Genomic DNA, 1,554 nt, shown 5'->3' with positions numbered 1-1,554 from the left:
CAGCCATCCACTTCACCACTACCCACATCCACTTCCCAAACACCAACAGCTCACCTTGAGGCGACCCCGTCTGAGGCGACCCCGTCGGCCATTAACGATCGTACTGACGCTGAGTCATCGTCGCCAACGATCGTACCGGATAAAACCACTCAACCGGTTGCGACCCCCACCGCCTCCGTCACCGACAGCCACCCGCCGCAGGTAGGCCCGCAGGGCAAAAAACTGCTGAAACTTTATGCGGACCGGGGCCAGGCGATCCATGACCGCTATATGTGGCAGATCAACGACTTCCAAAATAACAATGTCCGGGCGCTGCAGGCCATCTGGGACTTTGGTGAAGAGATAACCATCAACGACCGGATCTATCTGAAATGGCCCCTTGAACGGCTGGTGTGTTGCGCCCACGGCCTGCGGGCCATGGACAAACTGCTCCGGGATAACTTCCTGTCCATCAGCAGCCTTGCCCAGCAATGCATCAGCTATGATGCCAGCCGTGGCCTGACCATGAACCCGCAAGCTCCCGGGGAAAACCCGGCCAGGGAGATCATCGTTGATAACCTGGCCAACCGCTTCCTGACTATGTACTCACGGCTGGCACAAGCGCGCTCCCAGATGATCCTGGCCACCGGGTTTGCCATGGCAGAGACCGGCGAGGCCGGGCTTTTCCGGGGATTCAATGCCCAGGGCATGGATAACATGGTCAATGCCCTGTTGCGTGATGCCTCCGGGATGTCCGCACCGTTCCGGGAGGTTCTGGAGGGGGTTGCGGACTATCTGGACAGGCAGATCACGGAGGAGCGCCTCAACGATGGTAACGTTCTGCGCACCCCCGGGCCGGATGAACAACTGATGTCGGTGATACACAATGCCACCGTCGCCGATCATGAGTTCACCTTGCCGTCGGGCTGGCTGGAACCCGGGGATCTGGTTGCCACCAACCGGATCATCCGAGGTGAGCAGGCCCGTTTCCTTGCCAACATGGGGGTATACAGAGACTGGAATCGCTTCCCGGTTGATTACCGGAAGATCTTCCAGAACCCCACAGATTATGATGCCGTGTTCCCGAATGACGACACCGTTCCCTGCCATTACAGCGAATCGGGACTGGACGACACGTCGGCCCTGGCGCCGCTGCTTTCCCGCCCACCGGCTACGTCACAGTTCACCGTGACTGAGCGGAAACTGCTGAAGGGGTATGTCGGCCAGGCCACGGCAATCTATGCCGACTATGCCCACCAGGCCGAGGCCATAAAGCATCAGAACCGGGAAATTATGGCAGCCATACCCGCCGAGGAGTCAGACTCCATAACCTGGCCGGAAAAACGACAGGTGTGCTGCGTCAACTTGCTGGAGACCCTGGAGAGGCAGTTCCGGGACAGCTTCCTGAACATGACCAGTACCGCGGGGCAGTACCTCCGCTACGAGGAGCAGTCACCCAACGATACAGCGGACCATCGCTCGACCGAAGTGTCGATTATCAAGAATCTGGCCAACCAGTTCCTGAACCTGTATGGGCTTTACAGCGCTGCCCGCTATGACATGGTCAAGGCCACC

At 59.0% G+C, this 1,554-nt stretch carries 1 protein-coding gene; it reads left to right on the top strand.

Annotated elements, in window-relative coordinates; translation table 11 throughout:
• A partial coding sequence (locus tag ACO6V1_RS23870) for a hypothetical protein (RefSeq protein WP_422469076.1) occupies nt 1-1,554 on the top strand: 1,554 nt, incomplete at both ends.

It is taken from the genome of Endozoicomonas sp. ALC013, assembly GCF_049310205.1.
Lineage (GTDB): Bacteria > Pseudomonadota > Gammaproteobacteria > Pseudomonadales > Endozoicomonadaceae > Endozoicomonas.
The sequence above is the reverse complement of the archived record's forward strand: the minus strand, read 5'-3'. Positions and strand labels throughout refer to the sequence as shown.